The organism is Pseudomonas sp. H1_G08, from assembly GCF_054681355.1.
In genome coordinates this window covers 2,758,537-2,781,317 of sequence record NZ_CP162822.1, presented here as the reverse complement: position 1 = coordinate 2,781,317, position 22,781 = coordinate 2,758,537, and the positions used below count along the sequence as shown (strand labels likewise).

The following is a 22,781-nucleotide window of genomic DNA, read 5'->3' as shown; positions in this document are numbered from 1 at the left end:
GTGCTATGCGCCTGAATGTCGGTCGTTCTGCGGTCACGGGTTGCGTCGGGTTTCCAGCAGCGTAAATAGCCCCATGCCTGCCAGCATCGCCAATACGAAAACGATTGCCTGCCAGTGGCCCGTCAACAGGATGGTCACTGCCGGGCCGGGGCAGATGCCGGCTATCCCCCAACCGACCCCGAACAGCAGGCTGCCACCAACCAGACGTCGGTCCAGCTCTTTTCGGGCGGGTAGTTGCATGGGGTTGCCCAGTACGGATTTGCGTTGCCGGCGTGCCCAGGTCAGCGGGCCGATAGCGATGGCAATGGCGCCCACCATGACCAATGCCAGCGAGGGATCCCAGGCCCCGGCCACGTCGAGGAACGCCAGGACTTTCGTCGGATTGGCCATGCCCGCCAGAAGTAATCCGACGCCGAACAGCAGGCCGGCCAGGAATGCATTGAGTTTGAGCACGTTCAGACTCCCGTCAGATGGCGCAGGACAAATACGGTGCAGAACCCGCTGAGCATAAAGCAGGCAGTGGCGAGCATCGAACGTGGCGAAAGGCGCGATATGCCACAAACGCCATGGCCGCTGGTGCAACCTGAGCCGTAGCGTGTGCCAAGCCCTACGAGTAACCCTGCGAGAATCAGCCCTGACCAGCCGCTCTGGAACTCGATCAGCGGTAACGCCTTGAACAATCCCCACAGCAGTGGCGCCACCAACAGGCCTAGGATGAACAGCGCCTTCTCACTGGCGCCTTCACGATTGCTTTGCAGCAGGCTGCCGATCAGGCCGCTGATGCCGGCAATACGCCCATTGCCGACCACGAACAGACTCGCGGCCATACCGATCAGCGCGCCGCCGGCAAGGGAAGACCAAGGCGTGAAATTGAGCCAGTCGACATTCATGGGATGCCTCGAGCGCAGTAGTGGTTGATGTGCGGTTTGCCTCTCGGCAGAAGCGAACGTGTCGCTGTGATTTCAGTGTAGGCCTTGTCTGCTTTTTGAATCACGGCTGCCACTTTTCTCCAACGCGTGCATTGAGCGAACGGTTCCCTCAATGCGCGCGTCCGCCGGGTTCCGTGGCTTACTGCGGCACCGCAATCCACTCACTCAACGTCTGCTGATACTTGCCAGTGACCTTGCTCAAATGCAGCCACTGATCGACATACAGTTTCCAACTGATGTCATCGCGCGGCAGCAGATAAGCCTTCTCGCCGTATTGCATGTATTGATGCGGATTCACCGCGCACAAACCGGGTTTGAGTTTCTGCTGATACAGCGCTTCCGAGGCGTCGGTGATCATCACGTCGGCCTTGTTGTCGAGCAGTTGCTGGAAGATCGTCACGTTGTCGTGCAGGGCCAGTTGCGCCTTGGGCAGGAAGGCGTGGACGAAGGCTTCGTTGGTGCCGCCGGCAGGTTCCACCAAGCGCACGTTGGGCTGGTTGATCTGGTCGATGGTCTGGTATTTGGACTGGTCGGCGCAGCGCACCAGCGGGATTTTGCCGTCGGTATCGAGGGTGTTGCTGAAGTAGGCTTTTTTCTGCCGTTCCAATGTGACCGAGATGCCCCCCATGCCAATGTCGCATTTGCCGGCCTGCATGTCGGGCATCAGGTTTTTCCAGGTGGTCTGCACCCATTGCACCTTGACGCCGAGACTGTCGGCCAGGGAGCGGGCCATGCTGATGTCGATGCCTTCGAAGTCGCCGTCGCTGCGCTTGAAGGTGTAGGGCTTGTAGTCGCCGGTGGTGCAGACGCGTAACTGGCCTTGTTGCTGAATGCTGTCGAGGTGAGACGAGGCCGGGTCGGCGTGAGCGCCAGTCGCCAGGGTCAGCAGGCCGCCGAGGATCATCGTGCTTTTTAGTGTTGTCATTGAGATCGGGCTTCTGAAAGGGAAGGTGGCCCAGTGTAGTGAAAGCCTTCCACGGGTGTCATCCCGGGTCCGGACTCAATGTGCCGAGCCACGCCACCAGCGCCACGATCAACAGGGCAAGGGCCAGCTCCATCACCACACTGCGCCGCAGCGCGTTCGCGGCGATGAGGTGCTGGCCGTCGCGCAGCGATCGTTGCAGTGACGGTCCAAGATGAAAGCGGTTCAACGCAGCCAGCACCAGCATCACGGCGAACGCCAGCACCTTGATCGCCAGCAGCAGCCCGTAAGTGCCGAACAGCACTCCGTCGAGCCTTGGGCCGACGATGAAAAGATAATTCATCACGCCGGTGACCGACACCGTCAGCACGATCACAGCGCCCACCCATTCGAAGCGTTTCACTGCATCGGCTATCAAGCGAAGGCGTGTATCACCGATCCGCCCGCTCACCATCAACACCAGCGCCAGCAAGGCACCCAACCACGCTCCCGCCGCAAGCAAGTGCAAGATGTCGCTGAGAAAGTGCCAGAACCGCAGCCATCCTTCGTCCATCGCGCCATGCCCGCTCCACGCCAGCGAAGCGAGAGCAATGGCGCCTGCCAACGACGCTGGCCACAGACCCGGCCGGATCACCACGATGGCCAGCGCTGTCATCCGCAGTGCCCACGCCAGGCCGACGTCCGTTTCCAACACCATCATCTGCAGGTGCGGCCACAACGCCGCGAGCTGTGTTTCGCCACTCATGGCGCGGGTCATCAGCACCAGCCCGGCCACTGACAGCAATGCCCCTGTCACTGCCATGCCCCGCAATAACCGACGGAACTGCAGCAACGTGTTAAAGCTGTACAAGCCAAACAACGCCAGCCCGAACAACAGCAGCAAATCCACATACAAGGCGAACCGCAGGATGATGTTGAGCAGGTCCGCCATTGTTCACTTCACTTTGAACGTGACGTTACCGGTGATCGGGTGCGTGTCTGCGGACACCGCGCGCCACTGCACCTGATAGGTGCCGGCAGGCAGCGGGGCGAGCGGGGTGATCAGCATGGTTTTCGGATCGCTGCTGGCGCTGACTTTGGCTTTCATCGGCATCGGCGAGTGAGCCATGCCACCCATTTCGGTCATTACCAGTTTGGCCCCGGAGAATTGCGTGACCAGGTTCTCGGAAAAGTGCAGCTCGATCCTGCCCGGCGCGGCGCCTTCCGCGCCTTCGGCTGGCGTTGACGAAAGCAGTTTCGGATGGGCCTGGGCGAGGGTGCTCAGGAGCAATCCGCTGGCGAATATCAGGGGCAGGGTTAATGTGCGCATGCAAGGTCTCCGGTTTGTTTTTGTAGAAGAATTCAGAACCACAGCCTGACGCCTAGGACGAGGCGCGCCTCACTGCGATCCTCGTCTTCTTCGCGGGCATAGTCGGCGGTGTTGCCGTAAGTGCGATTCCACGTCACGCCGATATAAGGCGCGAATTCGCGGCGGATTTCATAGCGCAACCGCAGGCCCGCCTCGGTATTGGACAACCCTGAGCCGATGCCTCGCTGCGGATCGTTCTTACCGTAGATATTCAGTTCAGCGGTCGGCTGCAGGATCAGTCGATTGGTCAGCAGGATGTCGTAGTCGCCCTCCAGACGTACCGCGCTCTGGCCGCCCTCGCCAAGGAAAGCCGTGGCTTCGGCCTCGAAGTTGTACAGCGCCATGCCTTGCAGACCGAACGCGGCCCAGGTTTGCGGTGCGCCGGGTTTGAAGTCCTGACGCACGCCGCTGACCACGTCCCACCATGGCGAAATGGCATGGCCCCACAGAGCTTGAATTTCCGCGTCTTCGGTCTTGCCGTTGTTGCGCTCGCCTTCAGAGCGCAGCCACAGCCGATCGGTATCCCCGCCGATCCAGCCGGACAGGTCCCAGGCCAAAGCGCTGCCGTCATCGGCGTTCTGCCATTCGAGTTTGTCGGCAAGAAAGTAACTGTTGATGACGCTGTCATGCACCTGATGACCGCCGGGGCTGGCGAACACCGCAGCGCGGTCGGCGGCGGTCACAGACGGAATCGGCGTGCGGCTTTCGCTGGGCGCGGCGGGCTGCATCATGCCGTCGTCCATGCTTTGCATTGCCGAATGATCCATCCCGGGCATCTGGCTGTGATCCATACCGTGCATGTCGTCGGCGGCCATGGCTGAGGTGCCGGCGAGCAGCAGCGGAAACACGCTGAGTCGAGTCATGATGGACCTCTTCATTCTTCCACCCGCACTTCGCGGAACATGCCCGTTTCCATGTGATAAAGCAGATGACAGTGATAGGCCCAGCGGCCGAGGGCGTCGGCGGTGACGCGATAGCTGCGGCGGCTGCCGGGCGGCATGTCGATGGTATGTTTGCGCACCTGAAAGTTGCCGTTTTCGTCTTCCAGATCGCTCCACATCCCGTGAAGGTGGATCGGGTGGGTCATCATGGTGTCGTTGACCAGCACCAAGCGGATGCGCTCGCCGTATTTCAGCCGTAAAGGCTCGGCATTGGAGAATTTGATGCCGTTGAACGACCAGGCGAATTTCTCCATGTGGCCGGTCAGGTGCAGCTCTATCGTGCGGCCCGGATCGCGGCCGTCCGGGTCCTCGAAGGTGCTGCGCAGGTCGGCGTAGGTCAGCACTCGGCGGCCGTTGTTGCGCAGGCCGAGGCCTGGGTCGTCAAGCTTTGGCGCGGTGATCATGGCCTGCATGTCCACCAGCGGATTGTTGTTTTCACTGTCGGGATGGGCTTGCATCGGGCCCATGGCGGAGTGATCCATGGTGCTCATGTCCATGCTGCCGTGATCCATGCCGCCCATGCCCATGTCGTCCATGCTCACCAACGGACGCGGATCCAGCGCCGGCACTGCTGCCGACATGCCGGCGCGTGTGGCGAGAGTGCCACGGGCGTAGCCAGTGCGATCCATCGCTTGAGCGAAGAGGGTATAGGCCTCGCTTTCAGGTTCGACGATCACGTCATAGGTCTCGGCCACTGCGATACGCAGTTCATCGACGCTGACCGGTTTGACGTACAGGCCATCGGCAGCCACCACCGTCATCTTCAGTCCCGGAATGCGCACATCGAAATAGGTCATGGCCGAGCCGTTGATCAGGCGCAGGCGCAGTTTTTCGCCGGGACGGAACAGCCAGGTGAAGTTGTCATCGGGGGCCTGGCCGTTGATCAAAAAGGTATACGTGGCGCCACTGACGTCGGCAATGTCGGTGGGATTCATGTTCATTTGCGCCCACATCTTGCGATCGGCGACCGTGGCGCCCCAGCCTTTTTCACTGACATCGTCGATAAAATCGCCGACGGTGCGTTTGTGGAAGTTGTAGTAGTCGGACTGTTTTTTCAGGGTCTTAATCAGGCTGGCCGGGTCTTCGTCGGTCCAGTCGCTGAGCATCACCACGTAGTCGCGATCGTACTGGAACGGCTCCGGCTCTTTAGCCTCAATGACCAGCGGCCCGTAGACGCCGGCCTGCTCCTGTAAGCCGGAATGGCTGTGATACCAGTAGGTGCCGTGCTGCCGGACCTTGAATTGGTAGACATACACGCCGCCCGGTTCAATGCCGTGGAAGCTCAGGCCCGGTACGCCGTCCATGTTCGCCGGCAGGAGAATGCCGTGCCAGTGAATCGAGGTGTCAGCCGTGAGCCGGTTTCGCACCCGCAGCGTCACGGTATCGCCTTCGCGCCAGCGCAACAGCGGGCCGGGCAGGCTGCCGTTGATGGTCATCGCCGTGCGTGCGGAACCCGTGAAATTGACCGGAGTTTCGCCGATGAACAACTCGAATTCGTTGCCGCTCAGTTCGTTGAGGGGGGCGGCGCCGTTCAGCGCCCAGACCGGTGTACGCCACAGCCCGAGGCCTGCGAGCACGCTGCCAGCGGCCAGGCCTTTGACAAAGGTACGTCTTGTTGGAGTGGAAGGCATGCGCTGGAAATCCCCGTCTGACTCATGACAGAGAGACTAGCCAGCCTCAGCTTTCAGTGGCTGAGGCGAACATTACAGTTTTGTCAGTTGACTCGGACGCCTTACAGGCCCAGCCCTTGCTGCACCACTTGCAGCAGATTGTTTTCCGTCAGCGCAATCGCATCCAGCTCCTGGCCGGTCTCGATAGTCTGCAACCACCAATGGCTTTCGCCATGCTCGTCAACCGTGCGCAGCAACGACTGATCGCGCCCCGGTACCTTGATCTCGACACGTCCGCAACCATCCTCGGTAAACCGCGCAATCGGATCGAACGTAAGGCTGTGATGATTAGCCTCGATCACCAACTGGTCTATGGCGTAGTCGTGGCTTTCACCATCCGGCGAACTTTCGCAAACGTGCGTAGGATTTCGCCGAATCTTCAGTCCTACTTCGGTGACTGGTTGCAGCCAGCCCTCAATGCGGTGGTACAAGTCGTACACCTGAGCAGGCCAGCAATCGATTTCCAGCACCGCATCAGCCTGGGTGTGCCGTGTCTGCTTGAGTCTGGCGGCGAGTTCGTCTGCTTTACTCATGTCGGTTCCCTTGTTGGATGTCTGCCTGTTCAGCGTAGACCTTTGCACGGCGCAGGGCCTTGCCTTGCGTCATGCGCTTGCAATACAAGCGTGTCGAAATCAGCACTGGCCAGGTCTGGCCAACAACGAAAACCACGGACGCAGGCGTCCCAAGGAACGGGTTAATGAAAAAGCTGTTTACAATTCTGGCGCTGATCGCGCTGACGGCCGGTAGCATCGGCACGAGTTCGGCGCGTCAGCCGGCATCGATGAAAGCGCAGGCGGAATCGGTGGCGGGGGTGTTCGACTACTACCTGCTGGCGCTGTCCTGGTCGCCGACTTTTTGTCTGACGCACAAGGACGACGCGCAGTGCACCGGCAAGGGTTATGGTTTTGTCCTGCACGGTTTGTGGCCGCAATACGCCAAGGGCGGCTGGCCAGAATCCTGCCCACCGCTGACCAGGCTATCGGCGGCAGAAACCAGCAAGGGCCTGACGATGTACCCGACGAAAAAACTCCTCGATCACGAATGGTCCAAGCACGGTACCTGCAGCGGTCTTGGCGCGGTGGGCTATCTGGACAAGTCCGATCAGGCCCTCGGCGCGGTGAAGATTCCGCAGGCGTTACAGCCGTTCGGCTCGACGTCGTACTACTTCGAAGCGCAGGAAATTGTCGATCTGTTTCGCAAGGCCAATCCGGGTATTTCCGAGGATGGAATTGCGGTGATTTGCAGCGGCCCGCAGCTGTCGGAAGTGCGGGTGTGCATGGACAAGGATTTGCAGTTCGGCGCGTGTGGCAAAGGGGTGAAGACGCAGTGTCGGGCGGGGGATATTCGGGTGCCGCCGGTACGGTGAGCCATCCGTAATGAGCCAGGAAAAACAGGCGCTCCCGTGAGCGCCTGTTTTTTTGGTCTGAGGATTTTGAAATGTGAATATGAATACGAACCACGCTACTACTCAAACACCATGAACATCCCCACCGCCGACCTCCTCCGCGAAATCAACAAACCCGAATAAAGATCCTCGGGGGATTCAGGCAAATCCCCCCGCATCCACCCCCAATTCCCCACGCAAAAACTCCACCAGCCCCCGCTGCAACCCACTCAATACCCCCTCGCGGCTGACCAGCGCCAGTTCCGTCGGCGCCAACTCCGGCAGATCCCTACACACCTCATGCTCTGGCAATAGCGCCGAAACCGGCAAAACCGAAATCCCTAACCCAGACGCTACCGCCGCTTGAATCCCGGTCAGGCTGTGGCTGCCGAACGCCACTCGCCACGGTCGCTGCGCCACATCGAGCAGGCGAATCGCCCGTTGTCGGTACAGGCAGCCCTGCGGAAACAGCGCCAGCGGCAGCACACCGCTGGAGGTGTCGAAGTCGGTGCCTTTGACCCAGACCAGTCGTTCCGGCCAGGTGGCCCATGCCGGGCCGCTGTCGGGTTCGCGTTTGATCAGGGCAATGTCGATGTCGCCGGCGTCGAGGCGTTGGCGCAGGTCGAGGCTCATGCCGCTGATGGTTTCCAGGCGCGCCTGCGGATGGTTGCGGGTAAAACCGGCGAGGATCAACGCCATGCGCCGGGCGTCGAAGTCTTCCGGCATGCCGATGCGCAGCACTTCCAGGTCGACGTCGCTGGCCAGCGCTTGCGTGGCTTCGGCGGACAGCGCCAGCAATCGGCGCGCGTAGTGGATCAGCAGTTCGCCGTGTTCGGTGACCGCGACGTTCACTCCGGTGCGGTCGCGCAGGAGTAGCGGGTGGCCGACCAGATCTTCGAGTTTGCGCACCTGCTGGCTGACCGTCGATTGGGTGCGGTGCACACGTTCCGCAGCACGGGTGAAGCTGCCTTCGTCGACCACGCAGACAAAGGTTTTCAGCAATTCCAGATCCAGCATGGCGGCGTTCCTGATAGTTGATTTGCGAATGACGATGGCGTGTTTATTTAATTTCACACTATCACCGCACGCTCATAAGCTGAAGTCCTCACTCTGGAGGAATCGACCGATGACCTTGAACAACACGCCACGCCCGCAATGGCTGACCTTCGATTGCTACGGCACGCTGATTCAGTGGGATGAAGGGCTGAAAGCCGTGGTCGAGAAAATGCTCAGCGACAAGGGCGAGCACACAGTCGACGCCACTAAGTTGATTGAAGTCTACGACCGTCACGAGCACCGTCTCGAACAAACGCCGCCGCACCATTCCTTTCGCGAACTCAGCACCCTCGGCCTGCAACTGGCGCTGGCAGAACTGGGCTTGCCGAGCCAGTCCGAGGACAGTCAGCGTCTGGCGGCGGCCATCCCGAACATGCCGCCATTTGCCGAAGTGGTCGACACCCTCGCGCAGCTCAAAGCCATGGGCTTCAAGCTGTGCGTTGTCTCCAACACTGACGACGACACCATCGCCGGTAACGTCGCGCAACTCGGCGGCCATATCGACCGGGTGATCACCGCGCAACAGGCCGGTGCCTACAAACCGGCGCCGCGCCTGTTCGACTACGCTCATGAGCAATTGGGCGTGACCCGGGATGAAGTGGTGCACATCTGCGCCAGCCCCATGCTCGATCACACGGCGGCGCGGGACATGGGTTTTCGTTGCGTGTGGATCGATCGCGGCACCGGGCGCCAGTTGTTGCCCGACTATCGCCCCGACGCGATCCTGTCCAGCCTCGATCAAGTGCTGCCGCTGTTCAAATCCCTCGGCTGGACCTAAGGAGGATTGCCATGGCTCATATCTTGAGCGGCACTGGCAAAGCCAGACCAACCGCGACGCTGAACCTGGAAACCGAAGCGATCATCACCGCCCGCAACGAACTCGCCGCGTGCTTTCAACTGGCCGCGCTGCATGGGCTGGAGGAGGGCATCTGCAATCACTTTTCGGCGATGCTGCCGGGGCATGATGATCTGTTTCTGGTCAATCCATACGGCTACGCTTTTTCGGAAGTGACCGCGCAGAATCTGCTGGTCTGTGACTTCGCCGGCAACGTGGTCGATGGCGAAGGCGAGCCCGAGGCGACCGCGTTCTACATCCACGCGCGCCTGCACAAACAACTGCCACGGGTAAAAGTCGCGTTCCACACGCACATGCCGCACGCCACCGCGTTGTGCCTGTTGCAAGGCCCGCCGCTGCTGTGGCTGGGGCAGACTGCGCTGAAGTTTTACGGGCGCACAGCGGTGGACGAGGATTACAACGGTCTCGCACTGGACGCATCCGAAGGTGACCGCATCGCCAGCGTCATGGGCGACGCCGACATTCTCTTTCTGAAAAACCACGGGGTGATTATCGCCGCGCCGAGCATTGCCGAAGCCTGGGACGATCTGTATTACCTGGAACGCGCCGCGCAGGTGCAACTGCTGGCACTGGCCACTCAGCGCGAATTGAAACCGGTGCCCCATGCGATTGCGCAGCGCGCCTATGAACAAATGCGCGAAGGTGATGCGCAAAGTGCCCGCGCGCACCTGACCAGCGCGATGCGGCGGCTGGCCCTGCACAACTGATTAACCGTAAAGAAGCAATCGTAAATAAATCGACGAAAAGCGATCATCCAAACTCGCGACGCGCCGATAACTGGGCGGGAGGCGGGCGTTTGCCCGGTACATCCCGGTGGGCTACGCTCACACATACAAGGGTTTCGGGCTCGCGCCCCTGTCGTACCTGCCCAGGACATGCTTTTGCCAATCCCCAATCACGATCCGCATCAGGCCCCCGGCACGCTCAAACGGTTGCCGCTACGCAAAGCGGCGGTGCTGTTTATCGTTGCGGTGAGCCTGTGCCTGTGCGGTCTGCTGTACCTGCAACTGGAGCAGTCGCGGCGTCAGGATCTGGCGGTGGCGAAAATGGCTTCGGGCAACCTGACCAGGGCCATGGCGCAGCAGGCCGAGGACACTGTGCGGGCGGCGGATCTGGTGATGACCAGCCTGGTCGACTGGATTCAGGACGATGGTTACGGGGCGGCGCAGCGCCCTCGGTTGCAGCGGATCTTTGCCCGCCGCGCGCAGCAACTGGATCAGTTGCATGGCATCTTTCTCTTCGATCGCGAAGGGCAGTGGGTCATTACTTCGTTCGCCGATCTGCCTCGTGGCAATGGCGTGGCCGATCGCGAATATTTCAAGTTCCATCAGCAGAATGCGTCGACCGTTGCGCACATCGGTCCGGCGATTCGCAGCCGCGAAAACGGCGAGTGGATCATTCCGATTTCCAGACGCGTCAACGACCAGCTCGGCAACTTTCAGGGCGTGCTGATGGCGGGCATCCGCATGTCCTACTTCGATCAGTTCTTCAAAAGCTTCAGCCTCGATGACAGCGGCATCATGTTTCTGGCGCTGACCGACGGCACCTTGCTGGCGCGACGGCCCTTTGATGAGTCGTTGATCAACACCTCGGTGGCCCACGGCGAGATCTATCAAACCCTGCTGCCGAACGCTAACGCTGGCACCGCGATGCTCAACTCCGTGGTCGACGGCGTGACCCGCTTGTATGGCTATCGACAGCTCGCCTCGTATCCGCTGGTGGTCTCTGCTGCGACGTCGCAAGACACGATTCTGCAGGGCTGGTATGACCGCGCCTTTCAGTCCAGCGTGATTGTCGCGCTGGTGATTCTCGGGGTTGGCCTGTTCGGCTGGGTGTTCATTCATCAAGTGCGCGATGGCGAACGTATCGAGAAAAATCTGCGCAAGGCGCAACTGGCGCTGGAGCAGATCGCCACCCACGACAGCCTCACCGGACTGGCCAATCGACGCTTGTTCGAGCGCTCGCTGGACATCGAATTTGCCCGGGGCGCGCGCCAGGTCAGCCCGGTCAGCCTGATCATGCTCGATATCGATTTCTTCAAGCGCTACAACGACGCTTACGGCCATGTCGCCGGCGATCAATGCCTGGCGCAGGTGGCCCAAGTGGTGAAGGCCTGCTGCCAGCGCAAGTCGGATCTGGCGGTGCGTTACGGTGGTGAAGAGTTCGCTGTGCTGTTGCCGGATACGGACATCAACGGTGCGCTGGCGATAGCCGGGCAGATTCGCCGCAGCGTGATCGACAAGCACATCATCCACAGTGGCTCGCCGACCGGTTATCTCACGGTGAGCCTGGGCTGTTATGCGTTTATTCCGCACGGCAACGACAGCCCGCAAGTGTTTATCCAGCGCGCGGATGCGGCGTTGTATGAGGCGAAAAATGCCGGGCGCAATCGCGCGGCGGTGTTTACAGCTGAAGAGGGTTTTGCCGAGCTGATGCGTTCGGATCGCTGATTCTTTCAATCAACAGACATCAGAAGTGGGAGCGAGCCTGCTCGCGAATCGGTGTGTCAGCTTGCATCAAGGTTGGCTGACATACCGCTTTCGCGAGCAGGCTCGCTCCCACATTGGGTCCTGATGTAAGCAGGACTATCTGGGATGGCTCTTGTTCGTTCAGCTGCCCGTGCCACCGCCCGCACCACCCGTGCCGCCGCCGGCCGAACCGGTCCCGCCACCCGCGCCGGAACCCGAACCGCTGGCGCCGCCATTGGTGCCCGTTCCAGTGCCCATGCCCGAACCAGTTCCTGTCCCTGTCCCGGTTCCTGTGCCAGTTCCGTTATTGGTTCCACCCGAATTGCTGTCAACGGAAGGCGAGCCCGGCGTGCTGTCTGGCGGCATGGTTGAACTGCTGGCGCCGCCGGACTTGGTGCCCGTCGCATCGGTGCTGTCGTTGGCAGCGAAGCTGGCGGCGGATGCCGTGGCGAGCAGGCCGGCCAACAATAACGAAGTGAATTTGCGCGTCATCATGGTACGTCTCCTGATAAAGGGGATTACCTCATATTGGTCAGGCGCACTGAAACCTTGGTGCCCGTCGAGTGACGAGCGGTCAGTCGCCGCGCCAAGTGGCCTACCGTTCTTCTGCAATATTGGCTATTTGCCGAACCACCCCCGGGGACTAACGTAGCCACACATTCAATCGCTACCCCGGAGCCCACCATGCAACCTCGTGCCGATTTCTACACCGCTTCCCCCGATGCCATGAAAGCGATGATGGCGCTGGAAAATGCCGTCTCGAAACTGTCGCTGGAAAAGAGCCTGCTCGAACTGGTCAAGCTGCGCTCTTCACAGATCAACGGCTGCGCATTCTGCATCGACATGCACACCGCCGACGCGATCAAGGACGGCGAAACCCCACGCCGCCTGTTCGCCGTGACAGCATGGCGGGAAGCGCCGTTCTTCAGCGAGCGTGAACGTGCCGCACTGCTGTGGACCGAGTCGCTGACGCAACTGAGCCTGACCCACGCGCCGGACGAAGACTATGAAGTCGTCGCTGCGCAGTTTTCGCCGAAGGAACTGGTTGACCTGACGGTGGCGATCAACACCATCAACGGCTGGAATCGCCTGGCAGTGGGCTTCCGCAAACTGCCGCAGGCCTGAGACATTCACGCTTTTACCTTGTGGGAGCGAGCCTGCTCGCGAAGGCGACGTGTCAGTCACCATCATCGTTGCTGACATACCGCATTCGCGAGAAGGCTCGCTCCCACAGGGTCCTATTCAATGCCCATCGGAGCTCGGCGTCGTCGGTGCTTGTACCTTGCGCATCAAGAACACCATCACAGCGTGCATTGCTTTGTATTAATACGAAGCATTACTATTCACGCCCCTTTCTCACCACGCCGCCCATCCCCCATGCGCTCCCGCAGACCCGGCTTTTTCGAGCATTACGAAGAGTTGATCGGCACCTGGACTCGTCGCCTGCGCAATCGCGCGCAGGCCGAGGATCTGGCGCACGACACCTTTGTGCGGGTGCTCGAGGCGGATTCGGCGGCGGTGCAGCAGCCGCGTGCGTATTTGCATCAGACCGCGCGCAATATCGCCGTTGATGGTTATCGGCGTGAGGACCGGCGGGGCGTCATGGAGTCGGAGGCGGTCGATGACAGTGCATCGTCGGCGGGCGATCCGGAGCATTACATGCACGCGATCCAGTTGGCCGATTCCATCGAACGCGCGCTCACCGAGCTGCCGCTCAACTGCCGCAAGATCTTTGTATGGCAGAAGATCGAAGGCCTGACGCAGGCAGAAATCGCCGAACGCCTGGGGCTGTCCAAGAACATGGTCGAAAAGTATATGATCCGCACCCTGCGCCATCTGCGTGAGCGGCTGGATGGCTTGCAGTCATGATGACGAGTGACGTCGAAAAGATCGCAGCCTTCGGCAGCTCCTACAGGGGGGCGTGCCTGGTCTCAACCTCAGCCGGACAGAATATTCCATGATGGAGACGAGAGATTGCGCCTGTGGGCAAGCGGCGGTGCGTGACGAGGCGGCGGCATGGTTCGTGCGTTTGCAGGAACCGAATGTCAGCGTCGAGCAACAGCAGCGCTTCGAGGCCTGGCTGAACGAGCATTCGCAGCACCGCGAAGAATTCCAGTTGCTACAGGGCTTGTGGGCGGCGGCTGATTTGCTGCCGACCTCACGTCTTCAAGCGCTGGTTGAAACTCCGCCAGCTCGCCGCCAACGTCGGCCGATGCTGCGTTATGCCGTCGCCGCGAGTGTTCTGGCCGTGGCGCTGGGGCTTGGCCTGTTCAGCGGGCTGAATCATCCGGGCGGTTACCGCGCTGAATTCGCCACGGCGCCGGGCGAGCGCAAGCATGTGGCGTTGCCGGACGGTTCTGTAATCGATCTGAACAGTCGCAGCCGCTTGCAGGTGCGTTATGAGCAGGATCGACGGGTTATCGAATTGAGCGCGGGCGAGGCGATGTTCAGCGTTGAACACGACGCCTCGCGTCCGTTTATTGTCGAAGCGGGCAGCGGCAGGGTCACGGTCACCGGTACGCGTTTCGATGTGCGCCGCGATGCCACGCAAACCCGCGTGGCGGTGGAGCAGGGCACGGTGAAGGTGCAGGGAAGTGCTGCCCCGGACAACCAATTCATCAACCTCACCGCAGGCCTCGGCACGGCGGTCGATGGCCAAGGCAAAGTCCTGCCGGCCTACGCGGTCAACCCGGCGGAACTGACCGCATGGCGTAACGGCAAACTGGTGTTCAACAACGCCAGCCTCGGCGAAGTAGCGGCGGAAGTATCGCGCTATCGCGACAAACCGCTGACCGTATCCCAGCCGAACGTGGCCAGCCTGCGCCTGACCAGCGTGTTCAAATCCGACGACACCGACGCCTTGCTCAAAGCCTTGCCGAGCATCCTGCCGGTGACGGTGCGCACCCTTGCCGATGGCAGTCAGGAAATAATTTCCAGATAGCATTCAGGTTTTTTCCCCGTTCATCGTCTTCCTGTTCAACTGCAACTGGTTTGCATTAACAGCCGCACACTCTTGCGATCCACAGGACTCCGTACGACGTGAACATCACCACAACCCACAATAAAAAATCCCCTTGGTTGCCACTGGCTCTCGCGCTGGCAGTCAGCGCCGCGATGCCGTTGGCGTTTGCCGCTGAAGCCATTCATATCCGCGCGCAACCGCTAGGCCAAGCCTTGAGCGAACTGGGCCAGCAAACCTCGCTGCAGGTGTTTTTCAGCCCTGAGCTGGTGGCCGGCAAACAAGCTCCGGCGGTGGACGGCGACCTCGCGCCAGAGCAGGCGCTGCGGCAGTTGCTGCAGGGCAGCGGCCTCGATTATCAGATCAATGAAGGCTCGGTGACGCTCGCCCCGGCCGCCACTTCCGCAGCCAGCAACGGCCCGCTGGAACTGGGTGTGACCGACATCAAAGTGGTCGGCGACTGGCTCGGTGACGCGGACGCTGCGGTGGTGCAGAACCACCCCGGCGCACGCACGGTGATTCGCCGCGAAGCGATGGTCGAGCAGGGCGCGATGAACGTCAGCGACGTGCTCAAGCGCGTGCCTGGCGTGCAGGTGCAGGACTCCAATGGCACCGGCGGCAGTGATATTTCCCTCAACGTCGGCGTGCGCGGTCTGACTTCGCGCCTGTCGCCACGCTCGACTGTTTTGATCGATGGCGTGCCAGCGGCGTTCGCGCCTTACGGCCAGCCGCAACTGTCGATGGCGCCGATTTCCTCGGGCAATCTCGACAGCATCGACGTCGTGCGCGGCGCCGGTTCCGTGCGCTACGGGCCGCAGAACGTCGGCGGCGTGATCAACTTCGTGACCCGCGCGATTCCGGAGAAAACCACCGGCGAAATCGGCACCACCCTGGAAACCACGCAGTACGGCGGCTGGAAACACATCGACACCGCGTTCGTCGGTGGCACCGCCGACAACGGCATGGGCGTCGCGCTGCTGTACTCCGGCGTCAACGGTCACGGTTATCGCGAGCGCAACAACGGCAATGACATCGACGACGTGCTGCTCAAGACGCATTGGGCGCCGACCGATAAGGACGATTTCAGCCTCAACTTCCACTACTACGACGCCAGTGCCGACATGCCGGGTGGCCTGACTCAGCGTCAGTACGATGACAAACCGTACGAGTCGGTGCGTGACTACGACCAGTTCACAGGCCGGCGCAAAGACGTGTCGTTCAAGTGGATCCGCCAGATCGACGAGCGCACCCAGGCAGAAATTCTCACCTATTACACCGACAGCTTTCGCGGCAGTACCATCGCCGCGCGCGATCAGCGCACCCTCAGCTCGTACCCGCGTTCCTATTACACCCTGGGCATCGAGCCGCGCGTGTCGCGGGTGTTCGATGTCGGCCCGACCACTCAGGAAGTCAGCGTCGGTTATCGCTATCTGAAAGAGGCCATGCACGAAGAATCGAGTCGTCTGGCGCTGGTCAACAACCAGCCGGTGGTCACGCCGACCTCCGACGGCCATGTGTTCCAGGATCGCACTGGCGGCACCGAGGCCAATTCGGTGTATGTCGACAACAAGATCGACGTCGGCAACTGGACCATCACCCCAGGCATTCGCTTCGAACACATCAGCACCGATTGGCACGACCGCGCCGTGCTCGACACCGCTGGCCGCCCGGTACCGGAGAAAAACCGCAGCATCGAAAGCAATGAGCCGCTGCCGGCGCTGAGCGTGATGTATCACCTGTCCGATGCCTGGAAGCTGTTCGCTAATTACGAAACCTCGTTCGGCAGCCTGCAGTATTTCCAGCTCGGCCAGGGCGGTTCGGGTGACAGCACCGCCAACGGTCTGGAGCCGGAAAAGGCCAAGACCTACGAGATCGGCACGCGTTACAACGATGATGTCTGGGGCGGCGAGGTGACGCTGTTCTACATCGACTTCGATGACGAACTGCAATACATCAGCAACGATGTCGGCTGGACCAACCTCGGCGCGACCAAGCACCAAGGCATTGAAGCCTCGGTGCATTACGACATGGCCGCACTCGACCCGCGCCTCGATGGCCTGACCGCCAACGCCGGGCTCACCTACACCCGCGCCACTTATGAAGGCGAGATCCCCGGCTTCAAGGGTCGCGATCTGCCGTTCTATTCGCGGCAGGTTGCGACAGTCGGTTTGCGTTACGACATCAACCGCTGGACCTGGAACATCGACGGCTTTGCCCAATCGAAACAGCGTTCGCCGGGCACCGGTGTGAATGCGGATGGCAGCTTCAATGGCAACTACATCACCGAAGGCACAGCAGACGGGCAGTACGGCGACATCCCGGGTTACGTGACCTGGAACGTGCGCGGCGGTTATGACTTTGGTCCGCAGGTGTCGAACCTGAAGCTCGGCGCCGGGGTGAAGAACGTCTTCGACAAGCAATACTTCACCCGCTCCAGCGACAACAACTCGGGGATGTATGTCGGCGCACCGCGCACGTTCTTCGTGCAGGCCAGCGTAGGCTTCTGATAGAGCGCGGTGCCTTCTTCGCGAGCAGGCTCGCTCCCACATGGACCACTGAAACCCTGTGGGAGCGAGCCTGCTCGCGAAGCTTTCAGACCTTGAGGACTTTGCCGCCGATCGCCACAGCCACCAGCAACACTGCCATCAATCCAAAGGCAAAACTCAGGCTGCTGGCATGGGCGACAAAACCGATCACCGCTGGCCCGGCAAGAATCCCTGCATAACCCAGCGTGGTAATTGCCGGTACCGCGATGCTTTCCGGCATCACCGTTTGTTTGCCCACCGCCGTGTACAGCACCGGCACGATGTTCGAGCAACCGGCGCCGACCAGCGCATAACCGAGCAGCGCCGCTTGCCAGCTCGGCGCGAAGGTGGCGAGAAACAGTCCCGCCGCCGCCAACAGACCGCCGAACAGAATGATCCGCGTAGCCCCCAGCTTGCGCACTATGCGATCACCCAGCAGACGGCCGACGGTCATGGTCAGGGCAAACGCTGCGTAACCCATTCCCGCATAAGCCGTGTCGATCCCCCGTTCCTGAGCGAGGAACACTGCGCTCCAGTCCAGCGCCGCGCCTTCGGTAAGGAAAACGATGAAGCACATGCCGCCGATAAACAGCACGATGCCATGGGGAATGGCGAACGCCGGGCCGGAGCTTTCGCTGCCGTAGGGCAACATGTGCGGCACGCACTTGAGCAGGGCGCCGATCAGCAACACGACGACGACCAGCATCGCTGCCAGCGGTGTCAGCCCGAGGCCGAGCAGGGCGCTGACACCCGCCGCACCGACGATGCCGCCGAGGCTGAACAGGCCGTGGAACCCCGACATCATGTGCTTGCCGCTGGCGCGCTCGACGATCACTGCTTGCAGGTTCACCGTCGAATCCACCGTGCCGAGACCGGCGCCGAACATGAACAATGTGGCGATCAGCGCCGGGATCGACGACACCGTCGCCAGCAACGGCAGTGCCGCGCAGATCAGCAAGGTGCCGGCGGTGGCCACACGTCGGCAACCAAAACGTGTGGCAAGAATCCCCGCCAGCGGCATCGCCAGAATCGAGCCTACGCCCAGGCACAGCAGCAATAACCCCAGCGTGCCCTCATCCAGCCCGGCCCGCGCCTTGGCATACGGCACCAGCGGCGCCCAGGCGGCGATGCCGAGGCCAGCGATGAAAAAAGCGACGCGGGTGGACATCTGTTGCAGGCGTCCGGGGACGAACGTGTCTTGGGGGTTGAGGCTGGTCATATCGATCCTTGGCAAAAAAACAACTGCATCCCGAGTGACATTCTGGCGGCGTTGAGGTTCGATCTCAGGCCTTTCGGGGCATAACGGTGAACATCCTACCCTGTGGGAGCGAGCCTGCTCGCGAAAGCGGTGGGTCAAATATGGAATTGTCGACTGACGCACCGCCTTCGCGAGCAGGCTCGCTCCCACACTGGTTTGCGGTTTACAGTCGGATTTTCGCCAGCATGGAATATGGGAACAAGGCATGACGACGTTCTACGACGCACGCGGCAATATCTACGGAGTGGTCTCACCCCAAGCCTTGCGCGAGGCCGGAATCGCGTTGCCGACAAGCGCCGACGCCTGCGCCGCATCTCGGCAGCACTGGAGCGAAGCCGCTATCGCCCTGTGCTGCGATTGGCCGGAAGGCCAGCGTCCGGCCAACGGCAAACCCCACCGCAGTGACGGCCTGCTGATCGGCCCGTTTCAGGCATCTGCGCCGTTCGATGTGCTGATCGTCAACACCGACGGCAGTCTCGCCGAGCGCAGCGGTAACGGCCTGACGATTTTTTCTCAGGCATTGACCGAGCAAGGCTTGCTGCCGGAGCAGGGTGCAGTGTTGCGTGTCCATCATGACAAAGGTGAGCCGGTAGCAACCTCGGTGAAACCGGCCGAAGTCGAAGGCGTGCGCGGTTTCTGGCTCGACCTCGGCTGGCCCGTATTCGGCCCGCAAGCCGTCGGGGCGCAGGCAGTCGAGAGCGTTCAAATCAACAATCGCGACGTCAGCCATGTCCAGCCCTTGGCGCAACTCGATCCCGCCTGGACCCATAGTCAATTCGTACGCATCGGCAATCCGCACTGTGTAACGCTGCTCGGCGATGCGTCCGCTTTGCCGAGCAACGAACAGATGAGTGAATCGCCCCTGAACGAGAGGCTGACGGCAATTGCCTATGCCATGCCCACCGGTGCCGGCAATCCCTGCCCGGCGGGCGTCAATCTGCAATGGGCCGCGCTGGCGTCGCCGCAGCAAATCCTCGCCCGGGTATTCGAACGTGGCGAAGGACCAACCGCGTCATCCGGCACCAGCGCCAGTGCGGTCGCGTGTGCCGCGTGGCGGGTGGGTTGGGTCGAGGCGGGAGAAGTGCGGGTGGTCATGCCGGGTGGCACCGCACCGGTTTTGCTTGAGGTTTCGCAAGGGGAATTGCTGCGCGTCAGATTGTTTGGCACGGCGCGGTTGATGGATTGATTCGGCCGACGCCATCGCTGGCAAGCCAGGCTCCCACAGGGTTTTGCATGAGGGCCCAATCATGTGCTCAACACAAAACCTGTGGGAGCCTGGCTTGCCAGCGATGAGGCCATCAGCCCCAGCGCAATCTCAACTGAACTCCACCACCGGCATCTGCCGCTTCATCAACACCTTGCCGCCGCGAATCGAATACAGCGGCAGGCCTTGGCTGCGGATCACTTCGTAGTCGCTGTCCGCCGAGAGAATCAGCAGGTTCGCCGGGCGGCCCTGTTCGAGTCCGTAACGCTCGCCCAGGTGCATGGCTTTGGCGCTGTTGTCGGTGACCAGATCCAGCGCGCTTTGCAGGTTGCGATAACCGAGCATGTGGCAGATGTGCAAACCCGCTTCAAGCACGCGCAGGATGTTGCCGTTACCCAGCGGATACCACGGGTCGACGATCGAATCCTGACCGAAACACACGTTCATGCCGGCTTCGAGCAGTTCGTTGACGCGGGTCACGCCCCGGCGTTTCGGGAAGTTGTCGAAACGTCCTTGCAGATGAATGCTTTCGGTCGGGCAGGAAACAAAGCTGATGCCGGAATGGCCGAGCAGGCGGAACAGTTTGGCGCAGTAGGCATTGTCATAAGAACCCATCGCCGTGGTGTGGCTGGCGGTGACGCGGGCGCCCATGTCGCGGCTGCGCGCTTCTTCGGCAAGCACTTCGAGGAAACGTGAATGCGGATCGTCAGTCTCGTCGCAGTGCACGTCGACCAGGCAGCCGGTACGCTCGGCCAGGTCCATGAGGAACTTCACCGAGCTGACGCCCTGATCGCGGGTGTATTCGAAATGCGGAATGCCGCCGACCACGTCGGCGCCCATGCGGATCGCTTCTTCCATCAGCTCGCGACCGTTGCGGAACGACTCGATGCCTTCCTGCGGGAACGCGACGATTTGCAGATCGATCAGGTGACGGCTTTCCTGGCGCACTTCGAGCATGGCCTTGAGCGCGGTGAGTTGCGGGTCGGTGACGTCGACGTGGGTGCGCACGTGCTGAATGCCGTGGGCGGCCAGGGCCTGAATGGTCTTCTTGGCGCGGGTCTTGGTGTCTTCTTCGGTGATGGTGACTTTGCGCTCGCCCCAGCATTCAATGCCTTCGAACAGCGTGCCGCTCATGTTCCAGCGCGGCTCGCCGGCGGTGAGGGTGGCGTCGAGGTGGATGTGCGGCTCGACGAAGGGCGGCACCACCAGATTGCCGCCGGCATCGAGGTCATCCGCGCCGAGGGTCGGCGCTTCGGTCTGACGGGCGATGCTGTGGATCAGGCCGTCTTCGAGGTGCAATTCGTGCAGGCCTTCCTGGTTGCGCAGGCGGGCGTTGATGATGTGCATCAGGCAAATCCTTTTTATAGGTCTTGTAGTGGTGCGCTGACGCGACGTGCGCCCAGCACACCGGTGACGATGACATACGTTAGCGCGGCAGCGGCGATCCCTACCAGCGGCGCGACCCAGGGCGAGCTGAACGCAGCGACGGTTCCGACCCCGTAGGCCCCGAGGCCCGGCCAGTTGAACGCTGGCAACCGTGCGTCGGCCAGACGCGGATAGTGCCCGCGCCAGCGGTAGAAGAAGTCAGCCATGATCACCCCGCCAATCGGCGGAATCACCGTGCCGAGCAGGATGAGATACGGCACCAGCATGTCGTACATGCCCAGCAGGGCGAGCAGAGTGCCGATCACCGCGCCACCGAGGGTCACGGTCTTGCGCCGCCCGGTGCGCAGCAGGTTGCAGCCGGCCACGGCGAAGTTGTAGATGGTGTTGTCCTGAGTGCTCCAGATGTTCAGCAACAGCATGGCCATCGCGGCCATGGCGAAGCCCTGCAACAGCAGCACTTCAACCACATCCGGCTGTTGATAGACGATCGCGCCGTACGCGCCGATCAGCACCATCAGCCCGTTGCCGATGAAAAAACCGATCAGGCTGGCCAGCACCGCGACTTTTGCCGAGCGCGAAAATCGCGTCCAGTTGGTGGCTTGCGTTGCGCCGCTGACGAAGGTGCCGAACACCAGGGTGATCGCTGTCGACCAGTCCAGCGAACCGCTCGGCACCACGCTGAGCAAGCCTTCGAAGCCGCCGACTTTCACGGTCGCTGCCCACATCGACAGCATCAGCAGCAACATCATCGCCGGCACCGCGATGTACGAGAGAATCTCCAGTCCGCGATAACCGATGTACGCCGTAGCGCAGAAGCCGAGGCCGAACAGCACCATCAGGACCAGCACGGTGGTTTCATCGAGATTGAAATACTTGCCGATCACCACCGCCGCCGTCGCCGTGCCCCACGCGTACCAACCAATCTGGGTGAAGCCGAGAATCAGATCGCTGAGCTTGCTGCCGACCTCGCCAAAACAGAAACGCCCCATCAGCACCGAATTGAGGCCGCTCTTGAAGGCGATGTAACCCAGCCCTGCGGCGTAAAGGCCCAGCAGCAGATTGCCAACAATGATCACCGCCATCATCTCGGCGAAACCGAACGCAACCCCGAGCTTGCCGCCGGCAAACATGGTCGCAGTGAAAAACGTGAAGCCCAGTAACACCATCGCCGTCGAGGCCAGGCCTTTGCGCGCGTGCATGGGGACTTCACTGAGCGGGTAATCGTTGCCGGAGGCGTTCTGCGTCATGGGGCAGTCCTTGCTGGAAGGGGAAGACGCAGAAGGGTTGCAGCGGTCGTGCCAAGCGGCGCAAGTGACCGAATGTGGAGACGCGACTGGGGTTTTCAGCGCAAAAGCAGTGCACTGAAAGCACCAGGAGCCCAATGTGGGAGCGAGCCTGCTCGCGAATACGGAGTGTCAGTCACCGAATAAATTGACTGGAACGACGCTTTCGCGAGCAGGCTCGCTCCCACAGGGGCGGGGAGATCTGTTGCTTATTCGCCGCGATAGATGCAGCCGCTGGTGCACGTCTCATGAATGCGGATCGCGCTGAGTTCCGGCAACAACGGCTTCATCTCATTCCAGATGAATTTGGCCAGCACTTCGCTGGTCGGGTTTTCCAGGCCAGGAATGTCGTTCAGGTAGTTGTGGTCGAGGCGCTCATACAGCGGCTTGAAAATCGCTTTGATCTCGGAGAAATCGCGAATCCAGCCAGTGTGCGGATCGAGGTCGCCGCTCAGGTGCAGCGCGACCTTGAATGAGTGGCCGTGCAGGCGGCCGCACTTGTGGCCGTCCGGGACGTGCGGCAGGCGGTGGGCGGATTCGAAAGTAAACTCTTTGAAGATTTCCACGGTATTTTCGGCTCTGTTCAGATGGC

23 protein-coding genes are annotated in these 22,781 nt (G+C 61.3%); 9 read left to right on the top strand and 14 right to left on the bottom strand.

The window, feature by feature from the left end; translation table 11 throughout:
• Nucleotides 1–33 precede the first annotated feature (33 nt).
• The 8 genes from AB4N85_RS12610 to AB4N85_RS12575 form a co-directional block, all read right to left on the bottom strand.
• A complete protein-coding gene (locus AB4N85_RS12610; protein WP_076563632.1) occupies nucleotides 34–453 on the bottom strand; it encodes a DUF6691 family protein in 420 nt (139 codons plus the stop codon).
• A 2-nt stretch (nucleotides 454–455) separates the two neighbouring features.
• Nucleotides 456–890 carry a YeeE/YedE family protein gene (locus tag AB4N85_RS12605; protein WP_315435434.1) on the bottom strand — a complete coding sequence of 145 codons (435 nt, stop codon included), beginning with the start codon at nucleotides 888–890 and terminating at the stop codon, nucleotides 456–458.
• A gap of 178 nt (nucleotides 891–1,068) precedes the next feature.
• Entirely contained in the window at nucleotides 1,069–1,854 is a 786-nt protein-coding gene (locus AB4N85_RS12600) for a transporter substrate-binding domain-containing protein (RefSeq protein ID WP_056791423.1), read from the bottom strand.
• Between the two features lie 58 nt (nucleotides 1,855–1,912).
• Nucleotides 1,913–2,782: a copper homeostasis membrane protein CopD gene (gene copD, locus AB4N85_RS12595; protein ID WP_323621292.1), complete on the bottom strand. Its 870-nt coding sequence runs from the start codon at nucleotides 2,780–2,782 to the stop codon at nucleotides 1,913–1,915.
• Nucleotides 2,783–2,785: 3 nt separating this feature from the next.
• Nucleotides 2,786–3,160 (bottom strand): copper homeostasis periplasmic binding protein CopC, encoded by a 375-nt coding sequence (gene copC, locus AB4N85_RS12590; RefSeq protein WP_056791417.1) that lies wholly within the window; start codon nucleotides 3,158–3,160, stop codon nucleotides 2,786–2,788.
• 32 nt (nucleotides 3,161–3,192) lie between these two features.
• Complete coding sequence (locus AB4N85_RS12585; RefSeq protein ID WP_460068237.1) at nucleotides 3,193–4,062, bottom strand: copper resistance protein B; 870 nt, start codon at nucleotides 4,060–4,062, stop codon at nucleotides 3,193–3,195.
• A gap of 11 nt (nucleotides 4,063–4,073) precedes the next feature.
• Nucleotides 4,074–5,771 (bottom strand): copper resistance system multicopper oxidase, encoded by a 1,698-nt coding sequence (locus AB4N85_RS12580; protein WP_095182415.1) that lies wholly within the window; start codon nucleotides 5,769–5,771, stop codon nucleotides 4,074–4,076.
• Nucleotides 5,772–5,872: 101 nt separating this feature from the next.
• The gene (locus tag AB4N85_RS12575) at nucleotides 5,873–6,343 is read right to left on the bottom strand and encodes a hypothetical protein (RefSeq protein WP_095182417.1); all 471 of its coding nucleotides are present in this window, start codon (nucleotides 6,341–6,343) and stop codon (nucleotides 5,873–5,875) included.
• A gap of 164 nt (nucleotides 6,344–6,507) precedes the next feature.
• Here AB4N85_RS12575 and AB4N85_RS12570 point away from each other — a divergent pair, with 164 nt between their 5' ends.
• A complete protein-coding gene (locus AB4N85_RS12570; RefSeq protein ID WP_252876638.1) occupies nucleotides 6,508–7,176 on the top strand; it encodes a ribonuclease T2 in 669 nt (222 codons plus the stop codon).
• Between the two features lie 177 nt (nucleotides 7,177–7,353).
• Here AB4N85_RS12570 and AB4N85_RS12565 read toward each other — a convergent pair whose 3' ends face one another.
• Complete coding sequence (locus AB4N85_RS12565) at nucleotides 7,354–8,211, bottom strand: LysR substrate-binding domain-containing protein (RefSeq protein WP_217852083.1); 858 nt, start codon at nucleotides 8,209–8,211, stop codon at nucleotides 7,354–7,356.
• A 109-nt stretch (nucleotides 8,212–8,320) separates the two neighbouring features.
• On the opposite strand from AB4N85_RS12565, the gene AB4N85_RS12560 reads away from it, so the two are divergent.
• From AB4N85_RS12560 to AB4N85_RS12550, 3 genes are all read left to right on the top strand, one after another.
• The gene (locus AB4N85_RS12560; RefSeq protein ID WP_460068234.1) at nucleotides 8,321–9,028 is read left to right on the top strand and encodes a haloacid dehalogenase type II; all 708 of its coding nucleotides are present in this window, start codon (nucleotides 8,321–8,323) and stop codon (nucleotides 9,026–9,028) included.
• A gap of 11 nt (nucleotides 9,029–9,039) precedes the next feature.
• Nucleotides 9,040–9,813 (top strand): aldolase, encoded by a 774-nt coding sequence (locus AB4N85_RS12555; protein ID WP_460068232.1) that lies wholly within the window; start codon nucleotides 9,040–9,042, stop codon nucleotides 9,811–9,813.
• Between the two features lie 174 nt (nucleotides 9,814–9,987).
• On the top strand, nucleotides 9,988–11,556 hold the full coding sequence (locus AB4N85_RS12550; protein WP_252882386.1) for a sensor domain-containing diguanylate cyclase: 1,569 nt from the start codon (nucleotides 9,988–9,990) through the stop codon (nucleotides 11,554–11,556).
• A 159-nt stretch (nucleotides 11,557–11,715) separates the two neighbouring features.
• Here AB4N85_RS12550 and AB4N85_RS12545 read toward each other — a convergent pair whose 3' ends face one another.
• A complete protein-coding gene (locus AB4N85_RS12545) occupies nucleotides 11,716–12,069 on the bottom strand; it encodes a hypothetical protein (protein WP_041477257.1) in 354 nt (117 codons plus the stop codon).
• Between the two features lie 189 nt (nucleotides 12,070–12,258).
• On the opposite strand from AB4N85_RS12545, the gene AB4N85_RS12540 reads away from it, so the two are divergent.
• From AB4N85_RS12540 to AB4N85_RS12525, 4 genes are all read left to right on the top strand, one after another.
• Entirely contained in the window at nucleotides 12,259–12,699 is a 441-nt protein-coding gene (locus AB4N85_RS12540) for a carboxymuconolactone decarboxylase family protein (RefSeq protein WP_016775423.1), read from the top strand.
• A gap of 252 nt (nucleotides 12,700–12,951) precedes the next feature.
• Complete coding sequence (locus AB4N85_RS12535) at nucleotides 12,952–13,443, top strand: sigma-70 family RNA polymerase sigma factor (protein ID WP_406226855.1); 492 nt, start codon at nucleotides 12,952–12,954, stop codon at nucleotides 13,441–13,443.
• Between the two features lie 88 nt (nucleotides 13,444–13,531).
• Nucleotides 13,532–14,515 (top strand): FecR family protein, encoded by a 984-nt coding sequence (locus AB4N85_RS12530; protein ID WP_252867932.1) that lies wholly within the window; start codon nucleotides 13,532–13,534, stop codon nucleotides 14,513–14,515.
• A 98-nt stretch (nucleotides 14,516–14,613) separates the two neighbouring features.
• Nucleotides 14,614–17,040 (top strand): TonB-dependent siderophore receptor, encoded by a 2,427-nt coding sequence (locus AB4N85_RS12525; RefSeq protein ID WP_310217149.1) that lies wholly within the window; start codon nucleotides 14,614–14,616, stop codon nucleotides 17,038–17,040.
• An 85-nt stretch (nucleotides 17,041–17,125) separates the two neighbouring features.
• Here the strand turns inward: AB4N85_RS12525 and AB4N85_RS12520 are convergent, their stop codons facing one another.
• The gene (locus tag AB4N85_RS12520; protein WP_150634866.1) at nucleotides 17,126–18,277 is read right to left on the bottom strand and encodes an MFS transporter; all 1,152 of its coding nucleotides are present in this window, start codon (nucleotides 18,275–18,277) and stop codon (nucleotides 17,126–17,128) included.
• A gap of 244 nt (nucleotides 18,278–18,521) precedes the next feature.
• Between AB4N85_RS12520 and AB4N85_RS12515 the strand changes: the two genes are divergently transcribed.
• Nucleotides 18,522–19,502 (top strand): diaminopimelate epimerase, encoded by a 981-nt coding sequence (locus AB4N85_RS12515; RefSeq protein WP_460068228.1) that lies wholly within the window; start codon nucleotides 18,522–18,524, stop codon nucleotides 19,500–19,502.
• Between the two features lie 129 nt (nucleotides 19,503–19,631).
• Here AB4N85_RS12515 and codA read toward each other — a convergent pair whose 3' ends face one another.
• The 3 genes from codA to queD all read right to left on the bottom strand — a co-directional run bounded on the left by codA (nucleotide 19,632) and on the right by queD (nucleotide 22,755).
• The gene (gene codA / locus AB4N85_RS12510; RefSeq protein WP_460068226.1) at nucleotides 19,632–20,867 is read right to left on the bottom strand and encodes a cytosine deaminase; all 1,236 of its coding nucleotides are present in this window, start codon (nucleotides 20,865–20,867) and stop codon (nucleotides 19,632–19,634) included.
• 14 nt (nucleotides 20,868–20,881) lie between these two features.
• Complete coding sequence (codB, locus tag AB4N85_RS12505; RefSeq protein ID WP_122603777.1) at nucleotides 20,882–22,153, bottom strand: cytosine permease; 1,272 nt, start codon at nucleotides 22,151–22,153, stop codon at nucleotides 20,882–20,884.
• 245 nt (nucleotides 22,154–22,398) lie between these two features.
• On the bottom strand, nucleotides 22,399–22,755 hold the full coding sequence (gene queD, locus AB4N85_RS12500) for a 6-carboxytetrahydropterin synthase QueD (RefSeq protein ID WP_007915588.1): 357 nt from the start codon (nucleotides 22,753–22,755) through the stop codon (nucleotides 22,399–22,401).
• Nucleotides 22,756–22,781: the final 26 nt, after the last annotated feature.